Origin of the sequence: Anaerolactibacter massiliensis (assembly GCF_900290205.1) — a bacterium.
Taxonomy (GTDB): domain Bacteria; phylum Bacillota_I; class Bacilli_A; order Erysipelotrichales; family Erysipelotrichaceae; genus Bulleidia; species Bulleidia intestinalis.
This window is the reverse complement of record NZ_OLMH01000002.1, coordinates 1,893,203-1,916,036: the sequence shown is the minus strand read 5'-3', so window position 1 is coordinate 1,916,036 and position 22,834 is coordinate 1,893,203. Positions and strand designations below refer to the sequence as shown.

The 22,834-nt window shown below is 46.3% G+C and carries 24 protein-coding genes; 20 read left to right on the top strand and 4 right to left on the bottom strand.

The window, feature by feature from the left end; all coding sequences use genetic code 11:
* Window positions 1–231 precede the first annotated feature (231 nt).
* The 6 genes from C7E00_RS12625 to C7E00_RS12600 all read left to right on the top strand — a co-directional run bounded on the left by C7E00_RS12625 (window position 232) and on the right by C7E00_RS12600 (window position 4,527).
* Window positions 232–1,044: a nitroreductase family protein gene (locus tag C7E00_RS12625; RefSeq protein ID WP_105304597.1), complete on the top strand. Its 813-nt coding sequence runs from the start codon at window positions 232–234 to the stop codon at window positions 1,042–1,044.
* A gap of 2 nt (window positions 1,045–1,046) precedes the next feature.
* On the top strand, window positions 1,047–1,490 hold the full coding sequence (locus tag C7E00_RS12620) for an Rrf2 family transcriptional regulator (RefSeq protein WP_105304596.1): 444 nt from the start codon (window positions 1,047–1,049) through the stop codon (window positions 1,488–1,490).
* Window positions 1,487–2,503: an NADP-dependent oxidoreductase gene (locus C7E00_RS12615; RefSeq protein WP_105304595.1), complete on the top strand. Its 1,017-nt coding sequence runs from the start codon at window positions 1,487–1,489 to the stop codon at window positions 2,501–2,503. Before C7E00_RS12620 ends, C7E00_RS12615 begins: the two co-directional genes overlap by 4 nt.
* A 361-nt stretch (window positions 2,504–2,864) precedes the next feature.
* Complete coding sequence (locus C7E00_RS12610) at window positions 2,865–3,452, top strand: TetR/AcrR family transcriptional regulator (protein ID WP_105304594.1); 588 nt, start codon at window positions 2,865–2,867, stop codon at window positions 3,450–3,452.
* Between the two features lie 2 nt (window positions 3,453–3,454).
* On the top strand, window positions 3,455–4,114 hold the full coding sequence (locus C7E00_RS12605; protein ID WP_105304593.1) for a hypothetical protein: 660 nt from the start codon (window positions 3,455–3,457) through the stop codon (window positions 4,112–4,114).
* Entirely contained in the window at window positions 4,111–4,527 is a 417-nt protein-coding gene (locus C7E00_RS12600; RefSeq protein WP_105304592.1) for a DUF2871 domain-containing protein, read from the top strand. The genes C7E00_RS12605 and C7E00_RS12600 overlap by 4 nt, the downstream gene beginning before the upstream one ends.
* Window positions 4,528–4,568: 41 nt before the next feature.
* On the opposite strand, the gene C7E00_RS12595 is transcribed toward C7E00_RS12600, so the two are convergent.
* Both C7E00_RS12595 and C7E00_RS12590 read right to left on the bottom strand, forming a co-directional pair.
* The gene (locus C7E00_RS12595; protein WP_105304591.1) at window positions 4,569–5,174 is read right to left on the bottom strand and encodes a hypothetical protein; all 606 of its coding nucleotides are present in this window, start codon (window positions 5,172–5,174) and stop codon (window positions 4,569–4,571) included.
* Entirely contained in the window at window positions 5,167–5,658 is a 492-nt protein-coding gene (locus C7E00_RS12590; RefSeq protein WP_105304590.1) for an RNA polymerase sigma factor, read from the bottom strand. The genes C7E00_RS12595 and C7E00_RS12590 overlap by 8 nt, the downstream gene beginning before the upstream one ends.
* 477 nt (window positions 5,659–6,135) lie before the next feature.
* On the opposite strand from C7E00_RS12590, the gene C7E00_RS12585 reads away from it, so the two are divergent.
* From C7E00_RS12585 to C7E00_RS12570, 4 genes are all read left to right on the top strand, one after another.
* Complete coding sequence (locus C7E00_RS12585) at window positions 6,136–7,329, top strand: diguanylate cyclase domain-containing protein (RefSeq protein ID WP_105304589.1); 1,194 nt, start codon at window positions 6,136–6,138, stop codon at window positions 7,327–7,329.
* A gap of 70 nt (window positions 7,330–7,399) precedes the next feature.
* Window positions 7,400–7,603, top strand: coding sequence for a 2-C-methyl-D-erythritol 4-phosphate cytidylyltransferase (locus C7E00_RS12580; RefSeq protein ID WP_105303066.1), 204 nt, complete (start codon window positions 7,400–7,402; stop codon window positions 7,601–7,603).
* A 14-nt stretch (window positions 7,604–7,617) separates the two neighbouring features.
* Entirely contained in the window at window positions 7,618–9,039 is a 1,422-nt protein-coding gene (locus C7E00_RS12575; RefSeq protein ID WP_105303959.1) for an IS4 family transposase, read from the top strand.
* 166 nt (window positions 9,040–9,205) lie between these two features.
* Window positions 9,206–9,961 (top strand): diguanylate cyclase, encoded by a 756-nt coding sequence (locus C7E00_RS12570; protein ID WP_105304588.1) that lies wholly within the window; start codon window positions 9,206–9,208, stop codon window positions 9,959–9,961.
* Window positions 9,962–9,968: 7 nt separating this feature from the next.
* On the opposite strand, the gene C7E00_RS12565 is transcribed toward C7E00_RS12570, so the two are convergent.
* The gene (locus C7E00_RS12565; protein ID WP_239928570.1) at window positions 9,969–10,646 is read right to left on the bottom strand and encodes a YggS family pyridoxal phosphate-dependent enzyme; all 678 of its coding nucleotides are present in this window, start codon (window positions 10,644–10,646) and stop codon (window positions 9,969–9,971) included.
* Between the two features lie 151 nt (window positions 10,647–10,797).
* On the opposite strand from C7E00_RS12565, the gene C7E00_RS12560 reads away from it, so the two are divergent.
* From C7E00_RS12560 to C7E00_RS12550, 3 genes are all read left to right on the top strand, one after another.
* Complete coding sequence (locus C7E00_RS12560) at window positions 10,798–11,580, top strand: HAD family hydrolase (protein WP_105304961.1); 783 nt, start codon at window positions 10,798–10,800, stop codon at window positions 11,578–11,580.
* A gap of 119 nt (window positions 11,581–11,699) precedes the next feature.
* The gene (locus C7E00_RS12555; RefSeq protein ID WP_105304587.1) at window positions 11,700–12,641 is read left to right on the top strand and encodes an MATE family efflux transporter; all 942 of its coding nucleotides are present in this window, start codon (window positions 11,700–11,702) and stop codon (window positions 12,639–12,641) included.
* A 211-nt stretch (window positions 12,642–12,852) separates the two neighbouring features.
* Window positions 12,853–13,689, top strand: coding sequence for an HAD family hydrolase (locus C7E00_RS12550; protein ID WP_105304586.1), 837 nt, complete (start codon window positions 12,853–12,855; stop codon window positions 13,687–13,689).
* Here C7E00_RS12550 and C7E00_RS12545 read toward each other — a convergent pair.
* A complete protein-coding gene (locus tag C7E00_RS12545) occupies window positions 13,677–15,038 on the bottom strand; it encodes an MATE family efflux transporter (protein ID WP_105304585.1) in 1,362 nt (453 codons plus the stop codon). The two genes, C7E00_RS12550 and C7E00_RS12545, sit on opposite strands and share 13 nt — an antisense overlap.
* A gap of 240 nt (window positions 15,039–15,278) precedes the next feature.
* On the opposite strand from C7E00_RS12545, the gene C7E00_RS12540 reads away from it, so the two are divergent.
* From C7E00_RS12540 to C7E00_RS16685, 7 genes are all read left to right on the top strand, one after another.
* On the top strand, window positions 15,279–17,300 hold the full coding sequence (locus C7E00_RS12540) for an alpha/beta hydrolase family protein (protein WP_105304584.1): 2,022 nt from the start codon (window positions 15,279–15,281) through the stop codon (window positions 17,298–17,300).
* 459 nt (window positions 17,301–17,759) lie between these two features.
* Window positions 17,760–18,374 (top strand): bifunctional 4-hydroxy-2-oxoglutarate aldolase/2-dehydro-3-deoxy-phosphogluconate aldolase, encoded by a 615-nt coding sequence (locus tag C7E00_RS12535; RefSeq protein ID WP_154503033.1) that lies wholly within the window; start codon window positions 17,760–17,762, stop codon window positions 18,372–18,374.
* 14 nt (window positions 18,375–18,388) lie between these two features.
* Window positions 18,389–20,314: a BglG family transcription antiterminator gene (locus C7E00_RS12530; protein ID WP_105304583.1), complete on the top strand. Its 1,926-nt coding sequence runs from the start codon at window positions 18,389–18,391 to the stop codon at window positions 20,312–20,314.
* Window positions 20,307–20,768: a PTS sugar transporter subunit IIA gene (locus C7E00_RS12525; RefSeq protein WP_167836596.1), complete on the top strand. Its 462-nt coding sequence runs from the start codon at window positions 20,307–20,309 to the stop codon at window positions 20,766–20,768. Before C7E00_RS12530 ends, C7E00_RS12525 begins: the two co-directional genes overlap by 8 nt.
* Window positions 20,768–21,082, top strand: coding sequence for a PTS fructose transporter subunit IIB (locus C7E00_RS12520; RefSeq protein ID WP_105304581.1), 315 nt, complete (start codon window positions 20,768–20,770; stop codon window positions 21,080–21,082). The genes C7E00_RS12525 and C7E00_RS12520 overlap by 1 nt, the downstream gene beginning before the upstream one ends.
* 15 nt (window positions 21,083–21,097) lie before the next feature.
* Entirely contained in the window at window positions 21,098–22,165 is a 1,068-nt protein-coding gene (locus tag C7E00_RS12515) for a PTS fructose transporter subunit IIC (RefSeq protein WP_105304580.1), read from the top strand.
* Window positions 22,166–22,307: 142 nt separating this feature from the next.
* The gene (locus C7E00_RS16685) at window positions 22,308–22,781 is read left to right on the top strand and encodes a hypothetical protein (RefSeq protein WP_328597263.1); all 474 of its coding nucleotides are present in this window, start codon (window positions 22,308–22,310) and stop codon (window positions 22,779–22,781) included.
* Window positions 22,782–22,834: the final 53 nt, after the last annotated feature.

The following is a 22,834-nucleotide window of genomic DNA, read 5'->3' as shown; positions in this document are numbered from 1 at the left end:
GCATTCAGCCAGGACTGGTGCAAAGTTCAGATAAATGATCAAGCAGAAAATCAGGACGTACCAGGTTCCGTTTATCGTAAAGATATGTTGGTGCCTAACACTTTTTACTCTTCAGAATCAATCTGAGAAAGGTTGCTTCTTTATTCTTGCCGAAAAAACCTTGACAGATAGAACTATGCACATTAATGTATCAGTACCAGATACAAATACAATATAAGAAATGAGGAAAGAATGTACACAGAAATTGTTAGAAATAGAAAGAGCGTACGGACATATAAAGAACAGCCAATTCCGGAAGAGACTCTGAATCGGGTGAGAGATTATCTGGAGCATGACACAGGATTGTTTAATGTCCCAGTTGCCTTTTTCGTTCTCAATGCACGAGAAACTAGGGTCAGCAGTCCTGTGATTCTTGGCGCGGATACCTATGTAGCTGGAAAATACAAGAAGCAGAAGAATGCTGAAATTTCATTCGGGTATGCTTTTGAAAAGTTTATCCTTTATGCTACTTCGCTTGGACTTGGGACAGTATGGCTGGCAGCGACGATTGACCGTAAAGCATTCGAAAAGGCTGTTCAGTTAAAGGAAGATGAGGTGATGCCGGCAGTCACCCCAATAGGATATGCGGCTGAAAAACATTCCATACGAGAGAGTATGATGCGAAAAGGAATGAAATCGGACAGCCGGATTCCATTTGAAGAATTGTTTTTCCATGACAATTTTCAGAATCCCTTGAATGAGAACGATGCAGGTATATGGAAAATGCCACTTGAAATGGTTCGTCTCGCTCCTTCTGCTACGAACAAGCAGCCATGGAGAGTTGCTGCAGAAAAGGATCAGGTCCATTTTTATGAAAGGAAGACGAAGGGGTATGCCAAAGAAGCTACTGGTGATATTCAAAAGGTAGATCTGGGAATTGCACTCTGCCATTTTGAAATCGCTGCTGAAGAAAGTGGATTGAAGGGCAGATTTATCCAGTCGGATCCCGGTATCATGACAGCAGAAGACACAGAGTATATTGCGACATATAGACTGGAGGGATAATTGTGGATACTAAATTTTCTTCGGCTATCCATACGCTGATTCTGATTTCTGAATCAGAGACTCCAATGAATTCCGATCAGATCGCGGAAAGCGTCGGTACAAACGCAAGCTATATTCGGAAACTCACTACGAGGCTAAGTAAAGCCGGAATGATCGAGGGGCGCCGAGGGGTCAGCGGTTTCCGGCTTGGCATGAAGCCGGAAGATATTTCTTTGCTTGATATCTATAAAGCCGTCATGGAGACAGATAGCGTGCATCTGTTTGATCTCCATCAGAACCCGAATGATGCTTGTATTGTCGGTCATAATATCCGGCCGGTTCTCGGAGGGATGTTTCGGGATATGGAGAAAAGTGTGGAAAAAAGATTACAGGGTATGACGCTCGCAGACTGTATTGGCAACATGCAGGAATATATCAGAAAGAATAACAAGGAGGCCATTCAGTGAAAGCAGCAATTTTAACTCATTATGACAAAAAAGGCACAGATCTGGAAATTCAAGACATTCCGGTGCCTGTCCCGGAGGATGACGAAATTCTTGTACGCATTATGGCAGCAGCCGTAAATCCGCTGGACAATATGATTATCCATGGGGAAGTAAAACTGATCGTGCCATATAAGGTGCCCCTCATTATGGGAAATGAATTTTCCGGGATTGTAGAAAAAGCCGGAAAGAAAGCAACACGTATCAAAGCCGGCGATCGGGTTTATGGGCGTATGCCGCTTAAGAAAATCGGAGCATTCGCGGAATATGCCGCAGTGAAAGAATCTGCTCTGGCGCTTATTCCTGATTATCTGTCCTTTGAGGAGGCGGCAACAGTTCCGCTTACTGCTCTTACAGCAATGCAGGCCTTCGAGATCATGCAGGTAAAACCGGGAGAATCCGTGTTCATTTCCGGAGGAACAGGAAGTCTTGGCGCGATGGCGATCCCGGTAGCCAGGAGCCTCGGACTGCATGTTTATACAAATGGCAGCGCTGAAAATGAAGAACGTGTACGAAAGCTTGGTGCCGAGAAATTCATCGATTATAAAAAAGAAAACTACGCCGAGGTATTATCCGATGCCGACCATGTTCTTGATACGCTTGGCGATCGTGCGCTTCCTGACGAATTCAAAGTATTGAAACAAGGCGGCAGCCTGGTATCTCTAAGAGGGCTGCCAAATGGAAGGTTCGCAAAAAGAAGCGGGATGTCGCTTGCTAAGAGAATCCTTTTTCAGGCTGCCGGGAGGAAATATGACAAAATGGCGGCGGCAAAGAATCAGACCTATGATTTCCTCTTTGTACATGAGGATGGGAGTCAGCTGGAAAAGATAGCTAGCTTGTTTGACAAGGATCATCCGCTGGAAACTTCTATTGATACCGTATTCAGTTTGGATCAGGTAAATGATGCATTGGCTAAGGTAAGGCGCGGCGGTTCTAAAGGAAAAACAATCATTAAAGTTCATGAATCTGAGCATTAATGTATAAAAATGCGGAATCCGCAAAATGATATTGATTCTTCTGAATCACTGAAAACAGTCTCAATGCACTTCCTTTTCAGAACCAATCTGACAAGGAAGTGCATTTTGTGTTCTTGCCTGGTTTCTCCTGTTCTGCTTTAAACAGAATGAGGCATCAGCGGACGATCAGGACCTGCTATGACAGAGGGATGGCGATCGGCAGGGCTTCAGCTGCAAGAATCTTTTACGGAAACCGGGGCAGATCATCTTGCTCCTATCAGGGTCCTTTCGGGAAGAACTAGGGTTCTGAACTGGCATCTTTCTTGACAATGAAACTGCGGCTGCTAAACTATTTTCGAACAATGTTCGAAAAGGAGAAGAAATGCCTGTACATTTTGCGTCCAGAGAAGAAATCCTGAAGCATTGCCGCGAAATTGTTCAGCATAAAGGGCTGTCTGCGCTGAATATGCGGACGGTTGCTGAAGCGTGCGGAATGGGACTAGGTTCACTTTACTATTACTTTCCGTCCAAGAACGCATTGGTCATTGCGACGATTGAGAGCGTATGGTCAGATCTGTTCCGTCTGGAGGATTCTCAGCTTGAGGAATCTTCATTCCCTGAATATGTGCGCAGATGCTTTGAACGTCTGCACCAGGGGATTCAGACATATCCGAATTTCTTCACGATTCATTCGGTGAGTGTTTCGGAAGATGGGCGCAGCGAAGCGAGAGAGACGATGATGCGCTATCTGGATCGGATTCTGTCTTCCTTCCGGACAGTTCTGATTCATGATCCGCTGGTTCGTCCGGATGCGTTTGATGAGTCATTTACGAAAGATGGTTTTCTGAATTATGTTCTGGAAAGCATGATTGAGCTTCTTTTACGGGGACATGATGACTGCGATGTGCTGATAGAGATGATCAGCCGGACGCTGTATGAGCCTGAAAAGAAGATGGAAAGAGAGAAATAGAGATGAGAGCGGTATTTGAATCTGCATTTGATGTGGTTTATCTGGTTCTGGTTGTGATGCTGGGGATCCTGATGCTGAGAAAGGCGGATGGAAGAAAGCAGTATACCTTGTTCGGAATCATGGCGGTGGTGCTTGGCGCAGGGGATGCGTTTCATCTGATTCCGCGCATGATTGCTCTCTGCACGGATGGGTTTGAGGCACATGCAGTGGCACTTGGAATCGGAAAACAGATAACTTCGATCACGATGACGGTATTCTATGTGCTGCTGTATTATGTCTGGCGTGAGCGGTATCAGATCCAGGGAAGAAGGGGGCTGAGTGTGACCGTATGGCTGCTGGCGGCAGTCCGGACAGTCCTGTGTCTTCTGAAGCAGAATGCGTGGACCAGCGTGAATCCGCCGCTTGTCTGGGGCATTTACCGCAATATTCCGTTTGCGCTGCTGGGATTGGTGATCATTGTTCTGTTCTATCAGCGGTCGCATGAGGATGCTCCATTTCGCTGGATGTGGCTGACGATCGTGCTGAGTTTCGGCTTCTATATTCCGGTGGTGCTGTTTGCACAGCAGTATCCGGCAGTGGAAATGCTGATGATTCCGAAAACATGTGCTTATATCTGGACCGTATGGATTGGCTATCAGGCTATGAAGGGAGAAATGAAATGAAGAAGTATCTGAACCTTGCAATGGGGTATGCGATTGCGGCAATGGCTGGAGGAGTGTTCTATCGGGAGTTTACGAAGTGGAATCATTTCTCCGGGATCACGATGCTATCAAAGGTTCATGCACATCTGTTTATGCTTGGCATGATGGTGTTCCTGCTGGTTGCATTGTTTTCCAGGCAGATGGATCTGGAGAAGGAAAAGAGCTTCCGCAGGTTCTTCCTGATTTATAATATCGGACTGCCGCTGACGGTCCTGATGATGCTGGTACGCGGCATCATTCAGGTGAAGGAAACTGCACTTTCTGCAGGTGCAGATGCGGCGATTTCGGGAATTGCCGGAATCGGACATATTCTGCTGAGCATCGGATTGCTTCTGCTGTTAGTGACTCTGAAACGGGCTGCAGAAAAGAATTAGAGAGAGAAGAACAAAACATGGCCCTGATGGGCCATGCTTTGTCATCTGGTGCTGAAGTCTTTTCCGGGGATCATATAGCGATCTGGGCTGGTGGAATAGGAGCCGTCCTGATTGATGGTGACATAGAGGGTTTCAGATCCATCTACAAGGGTCAGATACGCATAATGGTCTTCGCCGAAGTCATCGGTGATGTCGATCTTCTTGTTATGCCAGCACAGATAATAGTTTCCGTCGCTTTCATCCAGCGTGATCTGATCTGCAATTTCTTTCGCCATTTCTTCAGCGGTTAAAGGGCGTTCCTGATTCAGCGGCCCGTCATATGCAACGCCTCCTCCGCCTCCGACTTCATTTCCTGCCGCATCATAGATGGTATAGCTGCCTTCATCATTGAGGTCTACGGTTGCCGTAGTCAGCTCTCCGTCTACCCAGATCTGCATCTTTCTCTGGATTCCGCCGATATTCTGCGCATAGACAGTTGCTCCGCCTAATGCAATGGCTGCAGCGGTAATTGCCGCAGTGAGTCCTTTGCTCCATCTGATCTGTTCTGCTTTCATGGGATTCTCCTCCAGGTTGATTCTGAAATCTTTGTCTGCATGGATCGATGAGAATGCGCGCTGATATCTTTCTCTGAATTCGTCTTCATTCATGGATCAATTCCTCCGTGTTTTCTTTTTCGAGTTCTGTTTTCAGGGCAGCTCTGCCTTTCTGAAGGCGGTGCTTGACGGCGCTTTCTGAGACAGACAGAATACTGGCAATTTCTTTCACGGAATAGTCTTCATAGTAATACAGGTGCATGACGCTGCTGTATTTCCACGGAAGATTGAGGACTGCTTCGGCGAGTGATCTGTCTTCCGGGGTTTCGAATTCAAGGTCATTCATCCAGTCTTCCAGGGAAGCGCGATTCCGGTGCCAGAAGGTTCTGAGGGTATCTTTTGCCTGATTGGATACGGTTCGAAAGAGCCATGCCCGAATGTGTTCTTCGCTTTCAAACTCTGTATTGGTTTTCAGGTATTTCAGATAGGTATTCTGGACTGCATCTTCCGCATCCTGCACGTTGTGCGTGATGGACAGGGCTGCCCGGAACAGGTTCTGCTGATAGGTTTCTGCTAGATATTCTGCTGTGCATCTCATCTTCTGGTTCTGCTTTCTCTGAAGGATCCTTCACCTATAATACGTTTCAGAGGGAAGATCGGTTCACTGCAGAGCAAATAAAAATGAAGAATTCCTGTTTCGAGCGGGAGAAAGTGAATCAGATAGAAATCGTGTTTCTGCATGAATCAGAGCATAACAGATCTTTCTGCAGCAGCGTCTGAAGTTTTCATCGTCCTTGGCAAAGGATGCATGAAGAAAGAATATCTGCTGTGCCTTCTTTCTCTCGTTAAGAGAAAAGGCTGAGATATTTCTTTTCCAGAACTTCAGTTCCTGGTCCTGAGTTCTGGAATACCGGGGCAGCTTCTGCCGGTTTTGCTGGTGGAATGCTTGCTTGTGAAGGGCATGCTGGAATATACTTTTGCTATGCTGTGACAGGCAAAGAAGAAAGATCTTGATTGCCTGGAATTGCCGGGAGAATCTAGTCAGTTTCGTTCTGACTTTGAAGGAGAGTCTGTCATGAAAAATGACGGGAATAAGAATTTATCATCCGAGAACACATACAGACCTTTCCGCAGATTCCTGAATAAGGTCGGCTTCGGTCAGAAGGAAAAAGTTCGGGGATTGCTGTTTCTGCTGGTGATTCTCCTGGAGCTGAATGGAATCATGCTGGCAGGTTCGATGGTCCTGATCAGGAAGAATTCAGAGCTTGTCTTCAATAGTATTCTTGAAAATGAAGAAGATGATCTGAAGTCTTCGGTAGATAATGCAATCAAGGACCTGGATCGGCGCCGGGAAGTTCTGAAGGCAGCGGGGATGACGGAAGAAGAAGTCCATGCACAAGTTCAGAAAGAATTCTATGAGAAGATCTATTCTGATCGTTTCAGTGCCGGCCAGTATATGTGGGTGAATCAGATCCTGAATTATGCTGGCGGTGACAGGTATGCGATTCGGCTGATCCATCCTGGCTTTCCGGAAACTGAGGGAGAGTATCTTTCTACGGAAACCAAGGATGCCAGGGGGAATACTCCTTATAAAGAAGAACTCGAGATTGCAAAGACTTACGGGAGCGGGTTTCAGAGATATTTCTTTCCAGACAATTCCACCGGAAAGAGCATTGAAAAAATCACTTACCTGAGGCTGTACCCGGATTATGACTGGGTAATCTGCAAGGGGGAGGAGCTGGATACGATCACCTCCTATGAGGATCAGCAGCGGTCAGAGCTGGTCCCGGTGCTGTTTCGGATTGTTCTGATCGGCTCCATTATCATGGCGGGGACTACGATCCTGACCATGGCACATTATTTTTCTCAATACCGGGAGGAATTGACGAATAAGAACCGGGAACTTGAGCAGATTGCTTATCAGGATTCCCTTACAGGAATTGCAAATCGGGGCGGACTGATTCTTCATCTGGATCAGTGGATTGCGGATCCAGAGACAAAGCAAATGACTGGAGTATTCCTGGATCTGGATGATTTCAAGCTGATTAATGATCTTTATGGGCATCTTGCGGGCGATGCTGCACTGTGCCGCATTGCGGCGTATCTGCGTGCCTCGTTTCCGAATGCTTTGATCGGGAGAACGGGCGGAGATGAGTTCTGCGTGATTCTGAGAAATCAGAGCCCTGGTCAATGGCGTAAACCCAAAATAAGGGTCTACGCCTTTTCTTTTGCGCTGAGATCTGCTGCGAACAGGCGGAATGTAGTATAGATATATCTTGATAAATAATCTTCTTAATACGCATAATATAAGTATATGTAGTATAGGAAAGGAGGCTGTTATGTTTGTCAAAGTAGTACCTAATAATAAAGGCAGAAAGGGAACTTCCTTTATCTACCTTACTGAGTCTTATCGGGAAGATGGAAAGGTTAAACACCGTACAATCAGAGAACTGGGGCTGTTCGATAATGATCAGGTTCCTTATATTCGCGCAGCTTTCGCGAAAAAGAAACCGCGCCTCGTATACGACGATAATTCCGATTAGTAGTAAAGGATCTTATGGGCCTCAGTAATGTCCTTGAGGCTTTCGCTTCCATCATTCATGATCCATCCCTGTTTGAGGCTGCAAGAATTATCAAGTCCTCTTTTACAAGAGAAGATGGCAAGATGCCTTTGCGTTACCTGCTCAACTATCTCATTTTTCGTCATGGCAGGACTCTGAGCGAAGATATTAACTGTTTCTACAGCGATCTGCGTATTAACGACAGGCCGTCCAAGCAGGCTGTTCTGAAACGGATGTCAATTCTCAATCATGGCGTCTGGCAGAAGATCCAGGAATTATTTCTGGATCGGATTTACCTGACAATGGAAAAGAGAAATTACAAAGGATATCTTCTGATCGCCATAGATGGAACGTTTATAAATCTGCCTGATGATTCATCCCTGGGAGAAACCTTCGGAAGACGGAAGTGCGGATATAAAAATGGAGAAGCTCATTATGGGATACCGCAGGCAAAGGTTTCTATCGCATATGATGTTCTTAACCATATCATCCTTGATTTCAGAGTGGCGCATTGTGATACTTCAGAAATTCCGCTTCTTTTTCAGCATCTTGAAGCGTTGGAATCGGTTCTGAAGAATGATAAGGTCATTCTCCTGGCTGATCGTTACTATGGCAGTGCTGAACTTTTCAAATACTGTGAGATGAAAGGCTGGAAATACCTCGTTCGGGCAAAAAGCAATTTCTTCAGAAAGCAGAGAGCTGAGATCCCGGCAGAATGCAAAGATACATGGCTGACAATTCTGATTGACAGAATATGGCAGAAGCGGATCATACGGCCGGCAATACAGACCTTTATCTCTGAACATCCGGAGATGCGTATCAGACTGCTCAGAAATCATTATGAATACGAAGAAGAGCATACCACCGGCAGTGGAAACAAGATCCGGGTGCCGAAATCCGCAGATACGGAATACTTTACCAATCTGCCTCAGGAGGAATTCTCTCATGATGAAATCGTTAATCTGTATCACAATGACCGATGGGACATTGAGACAGGATATGATATTTTAAAGAATCTGATCGACATTGAAGAGTTCAACAGCGCCCGTGCAAATGTGATCTATAACGAGATAATGTCCCGATTTATTTTCAGCAATCTGAAAAGTCTGCTTTATAACGCTGCTTCTGAAAAAATCCAGAAAGACAAAGAGCATCTCATCAACAATAAAAACATCATTGAAAAGTGCCATTCATCGTCATTTGTGCGGGCATTCTTCAAGAAGAAGTTTTCGCTGAAATATGCCTGTTCATGTATAAAAGAGTGCAGCAGGTTTAAAGTAATGGTTCGCGGGGACCGGCATCTGAAACGCTGGGACAAATTCAAAGGGAAGATCAACAATACCAGGCACCGTCTTGATGGAAGACGAAATCCCCCTCTGAAAATAACAAAAGCTGGAATCATGACTTCCAACCATTGATTCCAGCCGTAGTATAGAGGCAGCTCCTCTGTATCTGATTCTAATCCCGATAAGGCTCTGAATACATATTAAAAATTTACGATTCTTTTCCTGACAGGGGCTTTTTTGCGCTTGCGAAAGCTGCAGCTTCCTCTCTTGCGACCAATAAGAAAATAAGGCGTGAACCTTGAATTGGGTTTACGCCATTGCGGGCGGAGATGAGTTCTGCGTGATTCTGAGAAATCAGAGCCCTGGTCTTTCTGCAAAGCAGATTATGAGTGCACTGAAGCAGAAAATTGAGTTTACTGCGGATGGAGAAATTCATACGTTTACGGTATCTGCGGGATATGCCCATTATCCTTCCCAGGCGAGTAACCGGGAAGCTCTGATGCGGGTTATGGATAATGCGCTCTATGAGGCAAAGCTTCATGGGAAGAATACGACGATCGGATATCATCCTGAGATTTCGACAGCCCGCAGAGATCGGCTTGGATTCAACGTCGAGAAGATAGCTTCCGGCATGCCGGGTGCGTTCCTGATTTATCGGGCAGATGAAACCGAAAAGATTCTGTTTGGAAACAATCATCTGATCCGGCTGTACGAATGCAGCAGCTATGAAGATTTTCTGCAGTATACCGGTGGCAGTTTCCGCAGAATGATTCATCCGGACGATGCCGAACGTGTTGAAAAAGCCATTCTGGATCAGATCCGGAATGACCAGGAACGGAATCCGCAGAAAGATACGGGATTCGAGGATTATATTTCTTATCGGATCATCACGAAAACCGGGAAGATCAAGCATGTTCTGGATATGGGCCGGCTGGTGCCGGATGAGCATTTCGGCGAGATTTACTATGTTGTTCTCCAGGACATGGAGGATCTTGGTTTTCTGATCGAAAAGGACTGCCAGGAAACAGAACAATCACATTCTGCAGAGAAATAGCTCTGGATCATCGTGAATAGGTTCTTTCACCGAAGAGCCCGGTTCCGATCCGGACCATGGATGATCCTTCTTCGATAGCAATTTCAAAGTCCTGGGTCATTCCCATGGAAAGAATATCCATGGATACTCCGGGAATCTTCTGCCTGGCAATCTGATCTGCCAGGCTTTTCATATTCCGGAAATAAATTCGGTTTGTTTCAGGACAATCTGTTTTCGGCGCAGAGGTCATGAGCCCCTTCAGTCTGAGGTGAGGAAACGCAGCAATCTGTTCTGCAGCTGCTTCTGCTTCTTCTATCCGGAAGCCCCATTTGGTTTCTTCTTCCGCAATATTGATTTCCATCAGGATGTCCATTATCCTGTTTTTCTTTGCGGCTTCTTTCTCGATCTGTTCTACAAGCACAATGGAGTCAACAGAATGAATCAATGCGACAGTGCCGATGAGGTACCTGACTTTGTTACGCTGAAGATGGCCGATCATATGCCACTCTGTTTTTCTGCTCAGCTCTGCCTGCTTGGCATGCAGTTCCTGGACATAGTTCTCTCCGAAGGAGAGCTGTCCTGCTTCTTCCAGTACTTCAATATCATGAACCGGTTTGGTCTTGGAGACTGCAATCAGCTTTACTTCAGAAGGGTCTCTGCCTGCTCTCAGGCAGGCATCAGAGATTCGTTGCTGAACTGATTTCAAGTTTGATCTCAATTGTTCATCTGTGATTTCCAAATCAGATCCCTCCTGTTCCTTCCTTCATCTTAGTACAATCTGAGGTTCGCAGAGATGGTGTTCTGCAGATTGCTGTTTCATCGATATAATGGATCCGGGAGACAAACTTGCTAAAGCCATGAGAGAGATTCAGATTGCTTTCTTTGATATTGATGGAACTCTGGTCGATATGGACTGGAAGAAGATGACTGAGACTATGCGGCAGACGTTAATTACTTTGCACGAGAAGGGAATTCTTCTGGTGATTGCGACGGGAAGGCCGCCGTTCCGGGTGCCGGTGTTTGAAGGAGTGTCATTTGATGCATATATGACCTTTAACGGTTCTTATTGCTATGACAGCAGAGGGATTCTGATTCATTCGCATGCGATTCCTTCTGCGGATGCAGAGAAGATTGTTAGGAATGCTGCAAGGATTCATCATCCTTGTGTGGCAGCAGGAAGAGATCGTCTGGTGTGCAACGGGGCAGATCAGAATCTGATTGATTATTTTGCAATTTCAAAACAGACTCTGAAGAAGAGCGGTGACTTTGATTCATTCCTGGAAAAAGAAGAAGTTTATCAGATCATGTGCGGCTGCGTCAGAGAGGAATATGATTCAGTTCTCAAGGGTGTGAAGGGTGCTGAGATTACTGCCTGGTGGCCCAGAGCAGTGGATATCATTCCGAAGGGATCAGGAAAGAATATCGGAGTGGAGAAGATCCTGTCTTTCTTCCATCTGAGCAGAGATCAGGCAATTGCCTTCGGTGATGGGGGCAATGATATTCCGATGCTGAAGAGCGTCGGAATGGGAGTGGCGATGGGAAACAGCACGGACGAAGTCAGGAATGCTGCGTCATATGTGTGTCCTTCGGTGAAGGAAGAAGGGATCACTCAATTCTTCAGAGAATTGATTATTCTCTGAGATCCTGAATACGGGAGATAGCTGAGAGGCTATCTTTTTTGACTCAGTGATTCCGGATGTTAAATGCGAATTAAAATAGAAACCATATTTTTCAGAAGAATCGGAAAGGGGAGACAGGAATGGCAGAGAAAACTACAGCTTGCAAGATGACAGAAGGGCCGATTTCCAGGCAGATTCTGCTGTTTGCAGTTCCGCTGATGATCGGCAATCTGTTTCAGATGCTCTATAACAGCGTTGACAGTATTGTAGTAGGAAATTTCGTGAGCACGGAAGCACTGGCGGCGATCGGTGCTACGACGATGATTGTCAATATTGCTGTCTTCTTCTTCAACGGGTTTTCTACGGGTGCTGGTGTCGTGATTGCCAGGAATTACGGGGCAGGGAAGATGGAAGAACGTTCCCTGTCAATCCGGGAGAGAATCAGAAATGAGATTGTCAGAGTGAAAGAAGAAGTTGGTCATGTCCCGACCAGAATGGATTTGTTCACCTGCATGCAGGATGATCTGTATGAGTACTGCTATGGACATGCAAAAGAAAATCCGTTTTGCAATTACCTGGCTTATCTTCATGAGAATCACTGTCTGACACCGGAAGAAGAGAAGATTTATCAGAATGAAACCGCAGAAGGATTTCTAAATCTTCTGGAAACTACTTCCATGTCCAAGGTCTATAAGATGCCGGTGCTGATGACTTTCTGGAATCATGGAAAGCCATTGATGGAGATTACGGATGAACAGGTTCTGAAGACGTGGAAGGAATTCTTCACAACCGGAACGAACTGGAAAGACCTGAATCCCGGTTCCGGAAGAGAAGCATTTCTTGCGATGACAGATCATCAGAATCTTACGAGAATCCATCAGATGCCGATTAAATTTCTGCTGAAGTCCGGTAACGGATACTTCACTGAGAAAGAAGGATATGCGCTGGCTCTGAATGACTCTCTGAGACCGTTTATTGATGATCCTGTGTTTATTGCTCAGTTTCACGATATCATTGAGTACCGGGCAATGAGCTATTACAGATCAAGGTATCTGAAGAAGCAGCATGAGCATATCTCCTGACCTGCCATTTCGGATCTTCAGGTGCCGAATCTCTGATGATGACAACAGTGTTGATTCGGGTTACGTTTGATACGATTTTGATCATCTTTGCTTTCTGATGATGGCTTGTCTGCATGATCTCGGATGGTCTGCACTGATCAGCTGAACGAAAAGGTGATGGTTTTTAGAGAACCATGATATGCTTTCCGGGTATGTCAGATAGGAGCAGACCATGAAGAAACTGATATTTCTTGATATTGACGGAACTTTGTTTTCTCATAAGACTTTCTCAGTGCCTGCTTCGGCAATAGAAGCGTGCCGCGAAGCAAAAGAAAATGGGCATCTGCTGTTTCTGAGCTCTGGCCGTTCACCGGTTCTCACGAAAGTATTCCGGGAGATGGATTTTATCAGCGGTCAGATATGCCAGGATGGTGCTTATGCAGAAGCAGAAGGAAAAATCATCTTTGAACATCCGATGGAAGAGGGCGATGCCGTCTACCTCATGGATCTTGCGGAGAGAACAAGGGCATGCGTGACGATCCGGGGCGTATCGGAATACTTCTCGGATGAAGCTGGCATTGCAGATTACCACGTGCGCTTTAATGAAAATATGAAGCGCGGCAGAGATCCGAAGACATTTCCGGCAGAGCCTTTGCTGTTCCGGGAATATTATCATGGGCAGGCAATCTATAAAGCAGATGCATTCTTCCGTGAAGACACCGATCGGGAACAGTTCATCAATGGCGTTAAAGACCGGTTCAACTGGATGGGCATGCTGTCAGAGTCCGAAAATTCCGGCATGGGCGGAGAGATTGCCAGCACCGGTATCAGCAAAGCTACGGGCATCCGCATGATTTCAGAATATTATCATGTACCGATGGCAGATACGATTGCCTTCGGAGATTCTGCAAATGATAAAGAGATGCTTGAAGCTGCAGGAATCAGTGTTGCCATGGGCAACGGTGCTGTGATTGCCAAAGAAGCAGCCAATTTTGTGACTGATGATATCGATGAAGATGGAATTGCAAATGCATTCCGCAAGCTAGGACTGATTGATCAGTGTTTCTGAATTGCCAGTTCCTGTTTCATTTCCATCTCTGCATGATGCAGTGCATTCTTCCAGATGAAGAACAGGTAGATAGATGCAGAGATCCAGGCAGACTGATCGGTGAAGCAGATTGCTGTATAACCGTACAGCGGAACAAAGATTGAAGAAACTGCACAGCGTGCAATCATCTCTATGATTCCGCCGATCATGGCCTGTCTGCTCCAGCCTAGGCCCTGAACACTCATGCGCTTCGTGATCAGGAAACCAAGCACCCAGTAGAACTTTCCGAGCGAACTCAGATATCTGCCTCCGGCATCAAGGACTTCCGCATTCTCTGCAGATACAAACAGCATGCATAGATCTCTGCCGAAGAAGATCAGAATCAGACCGGCAAGGATTCCATAAGTGACCCCGATCGTGATTGCGGCATGTTCACCCTGCCGGATGCGGTCTGGCTTGCAGGCTCCGCGATTCTGCGAGATGAAGGTGGAGATGGCAGCGCCAAGCGCATCAAATGGGCAGAGCGTGAACTGCTTGATCTTGACGCCAGCAGCGAAGCCGGAAACATAAATGGTTCCAAGACCGTTGTTCGCTGTCTGCATCACCATGGATCCGATGGCAGTAATCGAAAACTGCAAGCCCATGGGCAGTCCCTGGTTCAGCAGTCCTCTGGTCATCTCTTGATCAAATGCTTTTTCTTCTTTCGAAGGAACCAGGATTCTGAACTTCTTTCTGATCAGAAGAAGGCAGAGGATTCCGCTGACTCCCTGGGAGAAGATTGTGGCGATCGCTGCTCCGGCGACACCCCAGTGCAAGCTGAGAATGCAGTAGAAGTCGAGCCCGATATTCAGAATCGAAGAAAATGCCAGGAAATAGAATGGGGTACGGCTGTCGCCGATCGCTCTCAGGATTGCAGAAAGATAGTTGTAGAGAAGTGTGCAGGGAATTCCGAGGAAGATGATGAAGAGATAGGTTTCTGCATCTTCAGCAATCTCTGCAGGTGTCTGCAGCAGATGAACAATCTCCGTATTCAGAAGACAGGTCGTCAGAGTCAGAATCAGAGCAATGACAGCAGTCAGAATTGCGCCAAGAAATACATACTGGCGCATTTTCTTTTCATTGCCAGCTCCGAAGGACGATGCGACCGGTATCGCAAAGCCGGCAGCACAACCCTGGCAGAAGCCGAGAACCATGAACTGAACCGAAGAGGAAGACCCTACTGCTGCCAAAGCATTGGCCCCTAATGTCTGACCGACAATAGCAGAATCTGCCAGGTTGTAAGTCTGCTGGAATAGGTTTCCTAATAACAGCGGAAGCGTGAATCCCAACAGCTGTTTCCAGATGTTTCCTTCTGTCATTGCCTTCTTCATGAGATTCCCCTTTCAGACGATAACGTCTATTCTATTCATTTCCTGGTTTCTTGTTAAATATCGATTTCATCATGCGATGATACCTTCCGGCCTGATGATTTCTGAGGGTCTCTTAAAAGAGAGAATGTTGTGAAGAAAAAAACTAGTCCATTTCCTGTTCCATGTATACAAGATTAGACTATAATGAGGTCAGAGATTCATGCTTGCAGGTTTCTAATAATTGCTAGAAGGGGAAAATTCATGAAAATCAAACAGCACCTGAAGAAGCTTTTCTGCATCGGAATTGTTTTAACGCTGGCCGGAAGTATTTTTGCAAGTCTGTTCAACTCCGGAATGGGCTCCGTAAAGGTGAGCCGGATCCGCTTTGATGGCGGACATGGAGAACTGAGCGGACTTCTGTACATGCCGAAGGATGTATCTGAAGACAATCCGGCACCTACGATCATTGTAACGCATGGCTATCTGAATTCCTGTGAAATGCAGGATGCCAATGCAATTGAACTGTCCAGAAGAGGCTTTGTTGTCCTGGCGCTGGACCAGTATGATCATGGTCATTCAAATCTGTCAGAAGAGAATTACAGCGATGCCTCGTTCTTCGGAGTATGGCTGCCTTTCTGGCTGAATTCCATGAATGATGCAGTGCAGTATATGTATGAGCAGCCGTATGTGCTGAAAGATTCCGATGGAAATGGAATCATCGGAATTGAAGGTCATTCCATGGGCGGTTTCTCTACGACGATGGCGCTTGCAATGGATGAAAGTCAGTATGCAGAGACAGGAGTTCGAAAAGTTTTTGCAGGTCTTACAGAAGGCTCTGACTTCAGCTACAGTTCGATTCTGAATATTGATGCGGCGACTGCAGACGCACTGGGCGGCGGCAGATATATGGGAAAGGTTGCTGCGCAGTATGATGAGTTCTTCTTCAATGCAGGGGAAGAGGAAGGAACGGTCAGAAAGAAAGACTTCGTTTCAACTTCTGATGGTGAGACATTCCTGGAGCTTTCAGAGCCAGGAACTCCGGGAACCTGGTATGAAACGGCAGATGGCGGGAATCGGATAGTTTATGAACCTGCACAGACGCATCCATGGAACCACTTTTCCAAGACAACAACAGCAGATGCGATCAGCTTCTTCATGACTGCATTTGCAGACTACAGCAGCCAGCTGAAGGATATTTCAGCTGACAGTCAGATCTGGCAGTGGAAAGAAGCATGTGAGTGCATCGCACTGATCGGATTTGTGATTCTGCTGATCGCTTTCGGAGAACTGTTTACGGAGATTCCGGTATTCTCAGCAGCTGCTACTGGCGAACTTGCAGTGTCCCCTGCTGAGAAAGGAAGTTCCAGAGCGGCGTCAGTCATCGTTCTGATCATTGCATCACTGCTTCCGTCCATCTTCTTCTATGGACTTGTGAACGGGCAGCCTGGTACTGGAAGTGTGCTGGTGCTCTTCTGGCTGGCCATTGCGTCGGCTGCTGCTGGAGTGATTGCATTATTCCGGAATAAGGAAAAGAATACCCGAATCGGCGCAGGATGCGCAGTTCTATTCAGCTGCCTGCTTGCAGTCGTATGCAGAACTACGATGTACAGCAATAATCAGTTCTGGACAGCGGTCGGTCTGAATTCCATTGTCTACTGGACTGTGGCAAGCGGACTGATCTGTGCAGTGGTTCTGAGCCTGGTATATACGTTCATGCTGGCAAAGCAGGGTTATACTTGGAAAGACTATGGTATCGTATGGAAACCGAAGACCATTCTTGCTGGATTGTGTGCTGGATTGCTGGCGGTGATTGCAGGCTATGCAGTACTGTTTCTGGTAGATGCAGTCTTCAAGACAGACTTCCGAATCTGGACATTTGCGTTCAAGACATTTGATGCATCGTATCTGCCGGCAATGATCCGGTATATTCCAAGCTTCCTGCTGTACTATCTGATGTCTACCATCAGCATTACCGTGAATACGAATAAAGAGAATCTTCAAGGATGGAAAGGCTATGTGACCGCTGTGCTGATGAATGCTGGCGGACCTGCATTATGGGTGGCTATTCAGTATGGGACGCTATTTGCGACCGGAACTGCTTTCTATCCGGATGCTGCATTATCCGGAATCATGATTATCGCTATGGTTCCTACACTGGCAGTTGCTGCTGTGATCTCAAGAGCACTCTATAAGAAGACAGGCAATGTCTGGACTGCGGCATTCCTGAACGGAATTCTGATTACAGTGATGTCGGTAGCTAATACATTTGTGGTATTCCGCTGAGAAAACAGAATCAGTGCTTCCGTATAGCAATTCATGCAGAACTGATTCATTGAGACAATTATCGTCGGGCTGGCAATCTGCCAGCCCTTTTGTCTGCATGCATTTCTGCTGATCGCTTTGAGGGACTGAATCAATGGAAATGAACTCACTGATCACGTATATGCATGCATGAGATATTGAAATCACGTATTCTGAGTGATCTCTGCTGCTATTTCTGAAATTTCCTGATATAGGAATCATCAATGACTGACCGGACTTAAAGAATCTGAAATTGTGACTAAAATACATGGACTTGATCCTCATAGAGATCTTGTTTGATTCACAGGTTCAGAACTGCACGAATGATATCCAGGTCATATTTTTTGAATTCCTGCAATTGTTGCAACGGGAATTGTTGCAATCTTTTAGGATGGTTTCCTTTCTTGCTGCAAAGTAGATTGTACATGGGAGGTAAACCAGATGGTGGAATTAAGCAAAGTAACAATGATTCTCCGCGGATATACTTATGAGCAGGTCAGAGGAGTTGCAGAAGTTCTTCTGAATGCGAAGTATGTACGCAACATGGAAATTACCATGAATACAGAAGGAGCAGTGGAAACCATCCGCAAGATTGCTGCAGAGTATGGCGATCGCCTGAATGTAGGAGCTGGAACGGTGCAGTATCTGGATGAACTGAAGCAGGTTCAGGCTGCAGGTGCTGTGTTTGCATTATCTCCGAGGATGATGAGCAAAGAAATGCTCGATTTCTGCAAAGAGCATAACATGGTGTCTGTACCGGCAGGGTTCACCCCTTCAGAAGTCGGCGAATTGTTTGACAATGGCGCTGATATCGTGAAGATCTTCCCTGCAAATGAGCTGAGCTTAAGCTATGCTAAGAAGCTGTGCGAGCCGATGGGAAACCTGAAGCTGATGGCAGTCGGCGGTATCAATAAGAACAACGTAAGAGAAGCATTTGAGTCCGGATATCAGTATGTAGGAAGCGCTGGCGGAATTTTCCGGAAGGAAGACATCAAGGCCGGAAATCTGGACAGCATGAGAAAGTCCCTGAAAGAATTCGAAGAGCAGCTTGATTAGAAATCTGGTCATTTATGAAGGTTGATGAACGGCGGAAACAAATCAGAAAGATTCTTGAGAATGCAGATGGATATCTGACCGTGAGCGAGATTGCAGCAAAGGTCAATTACTCTGTGAGAACCGTTCATAATGACCTGGATGAACTGGAGAAGAATGGTCTGATTCTCAGCAAGAAGTCTGGTGTCGGAGTAAAACTGGTCAGAGATGATTTTTCGGAAAATGATTCTGAAGAAGAACAGATTACTGCTGAAAGACGAAGACTGGATCTGATCAGGATTCTGCTGATCGACGAAAAGAAGATAACCTATCAGGAAATTGCAGATCGGTATTATGTCTCTGTTTCGTCGGTGGTCAATGATGTGAAAGTGATCCGGGAGATGTTCCGAGGGCCGGACATGATCGCCATTGAAAGCAGTGATGTCGGGACGAGATTTGCCGGGACGAATGAACAGTGGTTCAAATCTCTGTCAGAGTTTAACAGGTATCTGATCGGAAGAGAGAACATCGGATTTGAAGCGCTTGCGGAATCGAAATTTCTGGCTGACTTCTATGATGAGAAGACTTTGCTGGTATGCAGGAACCTGATCGATTCGTTTCATAAATACCGGCTGGCAGAGGAGGCTTACTATTACAAAGAAAACCTGTTTGCTTCAATCCTGGCGCTGACATGGAGAATTGAGAAAGGTCATCATGTGCTGATCGGGCAGAAGGAATTCAATGCATCAAAGGTCATGGAAATGACGAATTACTTCGTGGCGAGCGATCTTCTGCGCATGGAAAGAGACCGTTTCGGGAAAACGTTCCAGTACAGCACAGATGATGTGATTACTCTTTCAATTATTCTGAGCGCAAATAAGGTCAGATTCTCCAAGTCTACAACCGTTGTGAATAAGGATGTCTTTGAAATTGCAGATCAGCTGATTCAGAGCATGGAGAAAATTCTCTCGATCAGCTTATCGGATGACGAGGAGCTGAGAGAAAGCCTGCTGAATCATATCGGACCGCTGCTGTTCAGGCTGGAACATGGAATCCGGATTGTGAATCCCATGATAGAGGATATCAAGAGCGAGTTCAGAAATATGTTTAATCTGACCTGGCTTGCGGTTGAGAACATTGCGGATTCCAGATTCCGGAAGATCAGTGATGATGAAGTCGGATTCCTGATGCTGTATTTCCAGAATGCAGTCGAGGAAAAGCGGATCAGCAGAAGAATTCTGATTGTCTGCCCGAATGGGGTGGTTGCTTCGAATATTATTGCCAACCGGATAGAAGGAGTGCTTCCGAAGCTTGATATTATTGAGGTTTCCTCCATTGACAAGGCAAAACAGTATGATCTGTCGGAATTCTCATTTGTAGTCACAACGGTTGATATCCCGCGGCTGAGCATTCCGGTAGTCAAAGTCTCGATGCTGGTTTCAGAAGAGGATCTCAGGAAAATTCAGCGGATTTATGAGAGTGTGAAGAATACGGAGGGAGAGTCAGAGAAGAACGGGAATCTGTTCAGAGAATTTCTCCCGGTGGATAACATCTATTTCAGCAGAGAAGAGTGCACCAGGGAAGAGGTGATTGACCGGGTGTGCACGGACCTTGAATCACGTGGCTATACAGAGAAGGAGTTTCGTTCTGCCTTGCTTGCGCGCGAAGCAAATGGCGGTACGGATACGCCTTATGGCGGTGCGATTCCGCATGGTGCAGTCAAGTATGTGAACCAGACGGCGCTTGCGGTATGGGTCAGCAGGAAAGCAATCAGATGGACGAATTACAGAGTCAATGTGGTTGTGTTCCTTGCGCTCTCCGAGAAAGATATCAAACGTTCCAGGCAGATTATCAATGCAGTCTCTGAGCTTGTTATGAACAAGAGCAATGTTCAGAAGCTTGCTGCGGCTGATTCTCTGGACGAAGTGGTTCGGGAAATATATAAGGGAAGCTTACATGATTAGAAAAGACTTGATATTTACAGACTGCGATCTGAAATCGAAGGACGAAGTTCTGAACCTGTGCTTTGATCAGCTGGAAAAACTGAATCTGATCAATGACAGAGAGGCATTTGCCGAAGAGATCAGAAAACGGGAAGAGACGATGCCTACTGCAGTCGGGTTCGGTGTTGCAATTCCTCATGGAAGATGTGCGGCAGTCAGCGAAGCGTTCATCGTATTTGTGAGATTGAAGCATGGAATCGTATGGGATGAGCGGCAGAAAGATCTGCCGGACATGATCTTCATGATCGGAGTTCCGGAATCGAAAGAAGCAGGCAATCTGCACCTGAGAATTCTGTCTCAGATCAGCCGGAATCTGATTCATGACGATTTCCGGGAAGCATTGAGAAAAGCAGATCAGGAGCAGGCATTCGAACTCCTGAATGAAATTGATCAGTCGATCGAAGGAGAAGAATAATGAAGATTATCGGTGTTACGGCATGCCCGACCGGGATTGCGCATACCTATATGGCGCAGGAATGCCTGGAAAAGGAATGCAAGAAGAGAGGGATTGATTACAAGATCGAGACTCAGGGCGGGCTCGGAATTGAGAATGAGCTGACTGAGGAAGATGTTGAAAGCGCTGATGTGGTCATTCTGGCAGTCAGCATCACCATTGAAGGCGAAGATCGCTTTGAAGGAAAGAAAGTTATCAATACCGATGTGAATGAAGCAATTTCCAATACAGCAGGACTGATCGACAGAGCAGTCAGCCTGGCAGAAGGAAAGTAGCAGTAAGGGGGAGCTATGAAAAAGTTTTTTAAAGATATTCAGAAGTATCTGTTAAGCGGCGTTTCGTACATGATGCCTGTCGTGGTTGCAGGCGGCGTGATTCTGGCAGTATCTCTGCTTGGTGCAGAGCAGACTGAAAAAGGACTTGTCCCGGCAAATGCATTCATGCAGTTCCTGAATGTATTAGGCAAAGATGGTCTTGCTATGATGATTCCGGTCTTTGCGGCATATATCTGCTATTCCATGGCAGGCAAGCCGGGTCTGACACCTGGATTCGTTCTGGGCTATCTGGCAAATAATACCATCAGCATCAATGGGGTCGATGTGAAGTCCGGATTCCTCGGGGCTCTGGTGCTTGCACTGATTGCTGGCTATATCGTGAAATGGATGAAAGGCTGGAATGTTCCGAAGGCAATCAAGGCAGTCATGCCGATCATCATCATTCCGGTTCTCACCGTTCTTGCAGTCGGCACACTGTATTACTTCGTACTTGGCTATCCGATTTCTGCTCTGGTTAATGCGCTGCTCAGCTATATGAACAACCTGAGCACCACGAGTGCAATCGGTCTGGCAATGTTCATGGGTGTCTTTGCAGAAATTGACTTCGGCGGTCCTGTTACCAAGGCGGTGTCCATGTTCACTCTGGCATTGATCAATGATGGTGTCTACTGGCCGAATGGCATCTTCCGTGTGCTTGTTTCGATTCCTCCGATCGGCGTATTCCTGGGAACTGTATTTGCAAAGCATAAGTTCTCTCAGGAAGAGAAAGATAACGCAAAAGCAGCTGGAATCATGGGTGTCATGGGTATCACCGAAGGAACGATTCCGTTTGCCATTGCTCATCCGAAGGCGGTCTATCCTGCTTCGATCTGCGGCAGCATTGTCGGTGCATTGATCGCATTAGCTGGCAAAGTCGAGTGCCCGGTTCCTCATGGCGGATTCATTGTTCTTCCAGTCGTGACTGGAAAGGGGATGTATTCTCTGGCAATTATCGCCGGGGCTCTTGTCACGGGTGTGATTCTGTCGCTGCTGATGAAGAAGCCGGCGGAGAAACCGGAAACGGATTCTGCTTCGCAGAACTGAATTCTCTTTAGGATCTGTGCGTAAAAGCACAGGTCTTTTTTCTGTATCATGCATGCATATATCTTCTGAGGCATGAGTCCTCCCGGCATAGAAATCAGCAGTCAGGCAAGGTATAATAGTCGCGTAATCAGTGAGGAAAGACATGAGAACAAACGCCTGGAGAAAGAATTACCGTACCGAAGTAAGGAACGTCAGACATAGAGAGCTGCTTGAAGAAGAGGCAGTAGTTGAAACTGAAGAAGCAGCAGAAGAGCTTGCTGAAGAAGAACTGAAGGAAGCTGAACCCGTGGTTTCTGAAGTGGCAGTCGCAGAAGAAGAACCGGAGCCTAAGAAGCCTGTTTATAAGAGGGAAGAAGAGTATCTGGGTCTGATTAATGGAAAGAAATGGGAAGCAAACGGAAAAGGCTGGCTGTACATTGAGATCAATGCAGGGGATCTTCTGAATGAAGCAGAACCTTGTGCGGATAATATCCAGACTGCTGTCAATGCAGTGCGTGATGCCATGCTGGAGGGAGATCAGTATCTGAATGATTCGGATTCTGCAGATCTGACAGTACGGTATTACTGTGATAATCTTTCTCCGGAACGCAGAAAGTATTCCGAAGTTAATCAGTAAGATTGAATCATCATATAGAAGATCCCGGGTGCTGGATGGCATCCGGGATCTTT

What these genes read in the sequence shown, in the direction of transcription:
- C7E00_RS12545 (WP_105304585.1), bottom strand. Translation starts at nt 15,038, where the DNA reads ATGAAGAAGGCAATGACAGAAGGAAACATCTGGAAACAGCTGTTGGGA.
- C7E00_RS12595 (WP_105304591.1), bottom strand. Translation starts at nt 5,174, where the DNA reads ATGAATGAAGACGAATTCAGAGAAAGATATCAGCGCGCATTCTCATCG.
- C7E00_RS12540 (WP_105304584.1), top strand. Translation starts at nt 15,279, where the DNA reads ATGAAAATCAAACAGCACCTGAAGAAGCTTTTCTGCATCGGAATTGTT.
- C7E00_RS12575 (WP_105303959.1), top strand. Translation starts at nt 7,618, where the DNA reads ATGGGCCTCAGTAATGTCCTTGAGGCTTTCGCTTCCATCATTCATGAT.
- C7E00_RS12585 (WP_105304589.1), top strand. Translation starts at nt 6,136, where the DNA reads ATGAAAAATGACGGGAATAAGAATTTATCATCCGAGAACACATACAGA.
- C7E00_RS12515 (WP_105304580.1), top strand. Translation starts at nt 21,098, where the DNA reads ATGAAAAAGTTTTTTAAAGATATTCAGAAGTATCTGTTAAGCGGCGTT.
- C7E00_RS12530 (WP_105304583.1), top strand. Translation starts at nt 18,389, where the DNA reads ATGAAGGTTGATGAACGGCGGAAACAAATCAGAAAGATTCTTGAGAAT.
- C7E00_RS12600 (WP_105304592.1), top strand. Translation starts at nt 4,111, where the DNA reads ATGAAGAAGTATCTGAACCTTGCAATGGGGTATGCGATTGCGGCAATG.
- C7E00_RS12610 (WP_105304594.1), top strand. Translation starts at nt 2,865, where the DNA reads ATGCCTGTACATTTTGCGTCCAGAGAAGAAATCCTGAAGCATTGCCGC.
- C7E00_RS16685 (WP_328597263.1), top strand. Translation starts at nt 22,308, where the DNA reads ATGAGAACAAACGCCTGGAGAAAGAATTACCGTACCGAAGTAAGGAAC.
- C7E00_RS12580 (WP_105303066.1), top strand. Translation starts at nt 7,400, where the DNA reads ATGTTTGTCAAAGTAGTACCTAATAATAAAGGCAGAAAGGGAACTTCC.
- C7E00_RS12625 (WP_105304597.1), top strand. Translation starts at nt 232, where the DNA reads ATGTACACAGAAATTGTTAGAAATAGAAAGAGCGTACGGACATATAAA.
- C7E00_RS12520 (WP_105304581.1), top strand. Translation starts at nt 20,768, where the DNA reads ATGAAGATTATCGGTGTTACGGCATGCCCGACCGGGATTGCGCATACC.
- C7E00_RS12525 (WP_167836596.1), top strand. Translation starts at nt 20,307, where the DNA reads ATGATTAGAAAAGACTTGATATTTACAGACTGCGATCTGAAATCGAAG.
- C7E00_RS12550 (WP_105304586.1), top strand. Translation starts at nt 12,853, where the DNA reads ATGAAGAAACTGATATTTCTTGATATTGACGGAACTTTGTTTTCTCAT.
- C7E00_RS12590 (WP_105304590.1), bottom strand. Translation starts at nt 5,658, where the DNA reads ATGAGATGCACAGCAGAATATCTAGCAGAAACCTATCAGCAGAACCTG.
- C7E00_RS12605 (WP_105304593.1), top strand. Translation starts at nt 3,455, where the DNA reads ATGAGAGCGGTATTTGAATCTGCATTTGATGTGGTTTATCTGGTTCTG.
- C7E00_RS12555 (WP_105304587.1), top strand. Translation starts at nt 11,700, where the DNA reads ATGGCAGAGAAAACTACAGCTTGCAAGATGACAGAAGGGCCGATTTCC.
- C7E00_RS12535 (WP_154503033.1), top strand. Translation starts at nt 17,760, where the DNA reads ATGGTGGAATTAAGCAAAGTAACAATGATTCTCCGCGGATATACTTAT.
- C7E00_RS12560 (WP_105304961.1), top strand. Translation starts at nt 10,798, where the DNA reads ATGAGAGAGATTCAGATTGCTTTCTTTGATATTGATGGAACTCTGGTC.